The 8044-nt window shown below is 52.2% G+C and carries 7 protein-coding genes; 6 read left to right on the top strand and 1 reads right to left on the bottom strand.

The genetic code is table 11. From position 1 onward, the window contains the following. On the top strand, positions 1 to 162 hold a 162-nt coding region (locus FKW19_RS14010), incomplete at its 5' end, for a transposase (RefSeq protein ID WP_150225424.1). A gap of 19 nt (positions 163 to 181) precedes the next feature. On the opposite strand, the gene FKW19_RS14005 is transcribed toward FKW19_RS14010, so the two are convergent. Further along, positions 182 to 1174 (bottom strand): AraC family transcriptional regulator, encoded by a 993-nt coding sequence (locus FKW19_RS14005; RefSeq protein WP_089179614.1) that lies wholly within the window; start codon positions 1172 to 1174, stop codon positions 182 to 184. Between the two features lie 156 nt (positions 1175 to 1330). Between FKW19_RS14005 and FKW19_RS14000 the strand changes: the two genes are divergently transcribed. From FKW19_RS14000 to FKW19_RS13980, 5 genes are all read left to right on the top strand, one after another. Further along, on the top strand, positions 1331 to 3061 hold the full coding sequence (locus FKW19_RS14000; protein ID WP_089179613.1) for an ABC transporter ATP-binding protein: 1731 nt from the start codon (positions 1331 to 1333) through the stop codon (positions 3059 to 3061). Next, positions 3058 to 4809, top strand: coding sequence for an ABC transporter ATP-binding protein (locus FKW19_RS13995; RefSeq protein WP_089179612.1), 1752 nt, complete (start codon positions 3058 to 3060; stop codon positions 4807 to 4809). Before FKW19_RS14000 ends, FKW19_RS13995 begins: the two co-directional genes overlap by 4 nt. Further along, positions 4799 to 6958 carry a TonB-dependent receptor gene (locus FKW19_RS13990; protein WP_150176359.1) on the top strand — a complete coding sequence of 720 codons (2160 nt, stop codon included), beginning with the start codon at positions 4799 to 4801 and terminating at the stop codon, positions 6956 to 6958. Before FKW19_RS13995 ends, FKW19_RS13990 begins: the two co-directional genes overlap by 11 nt. Next, complete coding sequence (locus FKW19_RS13985) at positions 6958 to 7281, top strand: hypothetical protein (RefSeq protein ID WP_089179610.1); 324 nt, start codon at positions 6958 to 6960, stop codon at positions 7279 to 7281. The genes FKW19_RS13990 and FKW19_RS13985 overlap by 1 nt, the downstream gene beginning before the upstream one ends. Before the next feature lie 428 nt (positions 7282 to 7709). Then, positions 7710 to 7979, top strand: a complete 270-nt coding sequence (locus FKW19_RS13980) for a hypothetical protein (protein WP_123809151.1) — start codon at positions 7710 to 7712, stop codon at positions 7977 to 7979. Positions 7980 to 8044 lie beyond the last annotated feature (65 nt).

Below are 8044 nucleotides of genomic sequence, written 5' to 3'. Positions count from 1 at the left end.
CTGCCTCGCCGCTGGGTGGTCGAACGAACATTCGCCTGGCTCGGTCGCTGCAGGCGGCTCGCCAAAGACTGGGAAAAGTCCATAGCTTCGTCAACAGCGTGGACTTTGATCGCCTCAATCCGCCTGCTGACTTGCAGAACCGCAAGACATTGTCAGTGCTGAAAGACTTTCGAATCAGGCTCTAAAAGTTCATGGGTACCTTGGATGGACTAATACCAAACTCTCGTTTGAAGAGTTTTGCGAAGTGCGAACTGTTTGAATATCCAACCTGTAAAGCGACGTCTGTTATGCTTGTGGTTTGGCGCATAAGTAAGGATTTAGCCATATCCATGCGAGCTTTTTGTAAAAAACAATACGGACTGTTCTGATAGTATTTTTGAAACCCGTCTTTTAAACGCTTCTCAGAGAGGCCGACCCGCTCTGCGAGCATTTTAATTGTCCATGGCTCGGCGAGGTGGGTAGTCAGTAACGCGGCCGCTTCGCGAATACAGGCTTCGTAGCGACCAGCCTGACGCCAGAGTGTGGCTTCTTTATCGCCATCAAAGGCTTCCAGCACTTCATCCAGCAGGCATAAGGAAAACCCTTCCAGCATAAGAGAGCGCCTGCCATCCGCGGCTGCTGCCCGGAGTGTGCGTGCTGTAGCGCCCAGCGTGAATGTGCGTGAGAGGCGTGCCATCCAGCACGTGGCTTTTCCTATAACCTGAACAGGCCTGTCGTGGGATGCCGCCCGAGTAAGAAAGCCAGGCATAAGCTGTTCCAGCAGATCAAAGCTGACCCTGAGTTCTATTCCGCTGAGCTTCTGGCCTGCTGTGAGCCCAAAGGTTGTTTCTCCGGCGGTCAGATTACAAGCAACAATGACGTCCCCCATCTGGTAGTTCAAACGCGGAGAGGGCGCGTGATCGGTGCGATGCTGGAAAGTGCCATAAGCGACACCCTCAGTAATCAGTACGACAACAAGCTGGGGGGAGGCAGAAAAAGTGCCCATGAAGTCCTTGCGCGCATAGAGGTCGAACACACCGAGCTCCAGCCCCTCCCTAAGAATGAATGTGCGCATCCGGCCTTGTAAGGCCGCTTCATCGCCGAGTTTGTCCACGTTCTTGTAAGAGGACGGAGAAAACGTATGAGCCTGCTTCATTTGCGTGCGTGAAACACGCGACAAAATCTCTACGGACATGAGCGTTATGGCCTCAGAGTTGCAAATAATAAGAATGATTATCAATTACAGGACCGGATCGCAATGGTTTGGTTCGATCGCGGTAGCGATGAGCGTCAACTCCGATCATGAAGGGAGGTGCCTTTCTAACTGCCGGAACAGATTAAAGCCCTGCATATGTCCTATCGTTCATCTGACCGCTTGAGTATTTCTGATTATATAAGCCAGTATAAAGCACGGTTTTATGTAGTCAGTGTTTTTTCTGCTCTGACAGCCCTGAGCGCGCTTATCCCACTTGTTGTTCTAAGCCAGCTTTTTCGTTCTCTTCCTGCCCAGTCGGCTACGCGGATTGCGCTGTTTCTGCTCCCCGCCGTTTTTCTGCCGTTTCTGTGTCAGGGGGCAACATCTGTGCTCTGCCACAGGTTGGCATTTGATGTGGTCAGGGATTTACGTAGGGCTATTTTAAATCTCACACAAAGACTTCCGGCTGATTATACGACCAGTCACAGAGCAATGTTAAAAAAACTGGCGCTTGATGACAGTGCCGAATTTGAGACGGCCATTGCGCATACTTTCCCCGATACAATTATCAGCCTTGTGACAGTTGTGGTCAGCCTGCTTTTTCTGGTGGTTATTTCCCCAGTCATGGCTTTGGCCAGCGTCGGACTATTGCCAGTAGCCGCATGGGCCTGGCGGCAGATCGGGCGTGTTGCCTCTGGCAATGGTCGGGCATGGCATCGGGCAGATGTCAGAATCAACCAGAACATCATGGCCTGTCTGGAAGGGTTGATGACCCTCAAGGTTTTTAACAGACCTCCGAGTTCTCTGCCCCTATTGACAGAGGCCTTGCAGGATGTGGCGCATCTGGCGTGCGATATGACGTACCGCTCCAGATGGAGTTATGTCATGGTGTTTATGTGCGTTGGCACAAACCTGCTTGTGGTGCTGCCATGCGCGATGTTCCTGCATATGGCGCAGGGTCTTGGCCTGCCTGACTGCCTGTTTTCCATTCTGCTGGGTATGGGGCTGATGACGCCTCTTCAGCGTTTTATGTTTGTTTCAGGCACGCTTCCACGCCTGCGTGCAACATTGGGACGCCTTAACGCACTCCAGATAGAGAATACTGCGCAAGACGCAGCACTGCACTCCTCAGTTACGGTACAGGCAGGCGGGCACTACGATGTTGTGTTTGAAAATGTCAGTCTTGAACGCCCTGAAAATGAGAATGTGCTGACGTCTTTCTCGCTAACATGTCCTGCGGGGCAGGTAACTGGCATTGTTGGGGCCAGTGGGGCGGGTAAAAGTACACTTTTGCAGCTTGCTTCAGGCAATCTCAAACCAACATCCGGCCGTGTCTTAATTGGCGGTCAGGACCTTGAGTCACTTGCGCCGCAAGCTATTGGGCAGCTTGTTTGCCCAGTATTCCAGCATCCTGTTCTTCTTGGGCACTCCCTTGCGGATAATCTCCTTCTGTATCGCCCGGACCTTGCTGAAAGTGACCTGATGAATGTTCTGGCAGAATGCGATCTTTTGGGGTGTGTCAAACGTTTTGGGTTGAATGGCCCGATCGGGCGGAACGGTGCCCGCCTTTCTGGTGGTGAGCGCCAAAGGCTGGCTATTGCACGCGCACTTGTTAGTCGAGCACCTGTTATTCTGCTTGATGAACCAACGGCTTTTGTTGACCCGGAACGGGAGTTCCATATTCAGAAAGCTCTGGCGCGCACGCTTGAGGGGCGTACGATCCTTATTGTCGCGCATCGGCTTGCCACTGTGCGCGAGGCTGCGCAGATTGCGGTTATGGAGCATGGGCACCTGACTGCTCTGGGGTGCCATGAAGACCTCATGGAAAAATCTGCACTTTATGGAACCTATGCCCGTCACCAGTTTGGCGATGGAGCCATGCCATGAAGGGATACTACAAGGTTCTGTTGCGCACTCTTGTTGCCGACCCCGCGTTGCGCGCAGGGTTTGTGTATGGTCTGGCATCCTCTGTGGCTGAAGCGGCAGGCTATGTCCTGTTACTGCTCAGCGTGCAATGGATGGCCGAAGGGCGCGGCAGTATGACGTGTGTGCTCATGATCCTGTTAGGTCTGGCCGTAGCTTTTGGCCTGCAAGCGCTGTTTCGCGCCCAGGGGTTGGTAAAAGATTTTACCGGCACGTATCGTGCCATGTCACAGATCAGGCTGTGCTTGCTTGATCATCTGATGGCGCTTCCGGCCCAGCGGCAGTTGCTAGACGAACGTGCCGGACTGCTGGACCTCATGACAAGCCGTTTTGTAGCTGTGCAGGACATTTTTACCCATCTGTGGGGTGTTGTCATTCCCGGTATGGCTTTGCCTGTTCTGCTGCTTGCCCTGATCGGCTCCCTTTCAGTTCCTGCGGCGGTCGTTCTGGCACTCAGTTTGCCGGTTGTTATCGCTATGATGCTGCTGGCATTTCGTCTGTTGGATAAAGCCGATGCCGGTCTTGCCTCTGCGCAGGACGCTTATGCACAGGCGGCACTGACGCTTTTGGAAGGTGCGGGTGAGATCCGTTTTTTTGACCCGCAGGGGCAGATTTCCTCTCGTGCAGAGGCGGCAACAGACAGCTTGAAAACAGCCCAGATGGCGCTTGAGGTCGCTCCCGCACCTGCCATTATGGGGTATGCCCTTGCCGCCCAGACCGGAATGGCGCTTGCCATTGGCGTGCTGGTCATGAGTTTTCAGCAAAAAGGTCTCTCCGCTGGTGCTGTTTTTGCAGCCATTATACTGACCTACCGCTTTACACGCTGTGTTGTTGAATTGGCAGGCCAGGTTGCTGGGTTACGTTTTGCGAGGAATACACTCCACCGTATGAGCCAGATTATGGCCCGACCCGGCATGACCCAGACTGAAACAGCCGTGAGGCCGGATGGCTACGACCTGCATTTTTCAAAAGTCTCTGTTCGTTTTGATGCCGATAATCCCTCAGCTGGTGGCCTTGCTCCGATTGAAGGAACAATCCGGCAAGGCACAAAAATTGCACTTGTTGGTATTTCGGGTTCTGGCAAAACCACACTTGCACATCTGGCTCTTCGCCTGCAGGACGTTGGTGCAGGAGCTATTACAATAGCGGGAGTGGATCTGCGGAGTATGGACCGCAGTATGCTTGCCCAGAGCATTACTCTGGTGCCTCAGGATGTACATCTTTTTGAAGGCACAATAGCCGACAATATTCGCCTTGGTTACCCAGCGGCCTCTGAAGCAGCTGTGCTGGCTGCCATCAAACAGGCTCATGCCCATGAGTTCATTCAGCATCTACCGCATGGCCTGAACACAGAGATCAGGGCAGCGGCAACAGCACTTTCTGGTGGAGAGAAACAGCGCCTCGCCATAGCGCGTGCACTGCTTATGAACGCACCTTTACTGGTGATGGACGAAGCAACCTCGCAGCTTGATACGATGAGCGAAGCTGCCATTCGCAGCACCCTACAGCACATTGGCGGGGATCGCACAGTAATCACAATTGCTCACCGCCTGTGGATTGCACAGGAGGCCGAAGAAATCTGGGTGATGGAAAACGGCCACATCGTGGAGCGTGGCACGCACAAGGCCCTTATGTCTTTCAACAGCACCTATGCCCGGCTCTGGCACGCACAACAGCGCCCCAGGTCATGGGTTGCCCCCAATGTCCACTGAACTGACCCTTACTCTCTTTGGAAAACAGGATATGTCTTACTTTAATACTCACACAACAGCGCAGTGGCATCAGAAACTTTATAAAGGCCTGATGGCTGGCGGGGTTCTTGTGTCCTGTTCTGCACAGGCAGAAACAATAGCGGTCAAAAACAACACAAGTGCGCCAAAAGCCGCAAAGGAACATCTGGAGGTCGTTGGTGTGCGGCAGCCACGGCGGCTGGACCAGACGGGCACAAGCGGGCAGTTTGTGACTGGCGCGCAACTCCGCCAGAAACAGGTTCGAGACACGAATGATTTGGCGCGCGTGTTACCGGGTGTGCAGATTCAAAGCTCGGGGAGCTTTCTTTTCCCTGCCATTACAGTGCGCGGTATTACCTCAGCGCAGGACCTCTATCATCCAGCTACAACCTTTTATGTGGATGATGTTCCCGTGCTTCCCATTAACGCTATGCAGTCTCTTATTGGTATTGAGAGCGTGCAACTGCTGCGCGGACCACAGGTGGCCCTGTATGGCCAAAGTGCGGAAGGCGGCGTGATTGATATTGCAACGCGCCAGCCCGGTCCGCGTGCCCACGCCTCGTTCGAGGCCGGGGCGGAAAGCCGTTATGGTTACCATGTAACCGGCACGGCAGACGGCAGTCTGATAAAAGACTGGCTTTATGGCTCCATTGCCCTGACTTCTCAGGAGCAGCAGGGCAATGTGAGTAATCCGTCCACGGGTTCCAGACGCCTTGGTGGTTTTGAAAGCCGTGGAGGGCGCGCCACGTTGCGACTTGCGCCAACCGATCAGCCCTGGGAGTTGGCCTTTGCTGTTGATGGTTCCTGCAGTTACGGGAGTCAGGATGTTTATGTGGGTTTCAACCATTTGCGGGACCGTAAAGTGGCAAGCGTTGTGCCGGGCACTCCCGACCCGCGCCTGAGCCGGTGTGGACATGACGAATCCCTCCACGGCACCTATCATTTTGATGGGTGGAAACTCAGCGCCATAGCCTCATGGCAGGACAGCGATATTTCGCGTTCGTTTCCTTACTATTCGTATATTTCCACGCAGCCGGAGCAGTGGAGTGCCAATACGCAGGAACTGCGTTTGAGCACTGAAGGTAAACATCGTTTTTTTGATGTTGTAACGGGGTTTTATCATCAGACAACATATCAGGACCGCACAAGCCAGACAGCCGCTTATGTTCCAAGTTACATGCCCTACCCACTGACCGCATCGCATAACCGTGCTGAAACAGTGGCCCTTTATGGCAATGCTTATTGGCATATTTTGAAAAATCTGGATCTGGGACTAGGTGGTCGTCTCTCGCGCGATTTGTCCAGCATAGCGTTCAATTCAACCTATGGCGGGCAAACGCTTTATGCGGGCAATAAGAGCCGTAATCAGAACATGAGTCTCGGTAACGTTTCTCTTGATTATGAAGCTTTGCCGGGCTGGCATCTTCATGGTCGGGTCAGTCAGGGCTACAAGCCTGCCGGGTTTAACTACGCCCCGACAAGTATTGCAGATGCAACATCCTACAATCCGGAACGGGAGCTGAGTTACGAGATAGGGACAGTGTACCGTCATAAACAATTCTTTGCAAGAGTCGGATATTTTTATAATCACCTGCAGAATGAGCAGGTCTATGTTGGTTCAGCAGGCTACCAGACAATTGCCAGTGCGGCACGCGCCCATGCCAGTGGTGTGGAAGGGGAGATTCAGTGGGAGTTCAGACCCGGTTGGATTATTGGGGCAGATGGCAATAGAACAATCTCAAAGTTCGATAGCTTTAATGATGGCGCAGGCAATAACTATGCTGGCCTGCGTATGCCTTACGTTCCTGAGTTTATGGCTGCGGGGCATCTTTCAACGCGGTTTCAAACGGGTTTTGGGCGTATTGAACCCGGATTGGATTTGCGTGTAACTGGGCCGCAGTATTTTGATATTGCCAACCAGCTAAAACAGCCTACGTACACACAGCTAGACCTGAGAACAACTTGGTCTTTCGGGAGCCGTTACGAGGTAATGGTTTATGCGAACAACGTAACCGACAAACTATACCGTACCTATGCCTTTACAGGGCCTGCGGGAAATGTGGCGCAGATCAGTTTTGGCAGAACTGTCGGCTTCAACCTTAAGGTTGCCATGGGAGATACTGCCAGATAATGAGTGGCATCGGCAGGAAAAGTGATTCAGTTCCTCTGTTCAACATCGGGGTTCTTCCCCCAATCTGGGGTATTTACATCGCGCAAGGCGTGTTGGGTGGGCTTACGTTTGCCGGTTTGCCAACCATTCTGCGCAGTCAGCATGTCTCGTTAGGGAAAATAGGCCTGCTCTCATTGGTGATGCTGATCTGGGCTATAAAATTCCTGTGGGCGCAGCCTGTTGAAAGGTTGCGTATTTCGACAACTGGCCGAAGACATTCGCGCAAAATCATCCTGGTAGGGGAGTGTGTTACTGCTGGGTTATTATGTATCATCGCATTCTGACCCCCTCGTTTATTTTCGGGTCTGTTCGTGCTCCTTTTGTGCGCGGCAGTTTCTGCAACAATCGTAGATATTAGCTGTGATGCATTCCTTATTGAACAGATCTCCGAAAAAAATAGGGGGACAGGCAATATGGCGCAGGTTGGGGGCGCCTATATTGGTTTGGTATTAGGCGGGAGTATTTTTGTAACCCTTTATGGCGCCTTGGGGTGGCGAGCCGACTGCTTTATTATGGCTTTTATTGTCCTAAGTCTTACTACCCCCATGTTCTTTTATAATCTGGAAACGGGAAGATTTTTTCAGCCAGTTCTCAGGAATCGCGCCCCGGTCTTCTGAAGGCTCTTGGAAGAAAAGAAATATGGTGTGGTATCGTTCTGACCATTACGTATGAAATGAGTGGTCGGTTAGTGCAGGGTTTGACAGGGCCCTTTTTGATTGACCACGGTATTCCTCTCAATGCTGTTGGTATTTTTAACGGTATTGGCGGTGTTGTTTCGGGATTATGTGGCACAATTGCAGGGGGAGTGATGGTCAGCAGAGCGGGCGCAAAAAACGCTATGTATATGATCGCCATCTGTCACACTGTGCTTCTTGCCGTGATTTTCTTTTCAATAAAATTGCATTTTCTTAGCATATCTATAATTTTTTCTCTTTTTGTTTGTGAGGCCACACTTATGGCATCTAGGCTCAGGACCTATTAATTTATTGAACTGAGCGAGCGGTTGTGATTCAGAGGCTTACCGATGGAGGGTGGGCCTGTGAGTGA

This window comes from Acetobacter sp. DmW_125128 (genome assembly GCF_008704325.1).
Classification (GTDB): Bacteria; Pseudomonadota; Alphaproteobacteria; order Acetobacterales; family Acetobacteraceae; genus Acetobacter; species Acetobacter oryzifermentans.
Note: the sequence above shows the minus strand (reverse complement) of the source record. Positions and strands in the feature narration are given on the sequence as shown.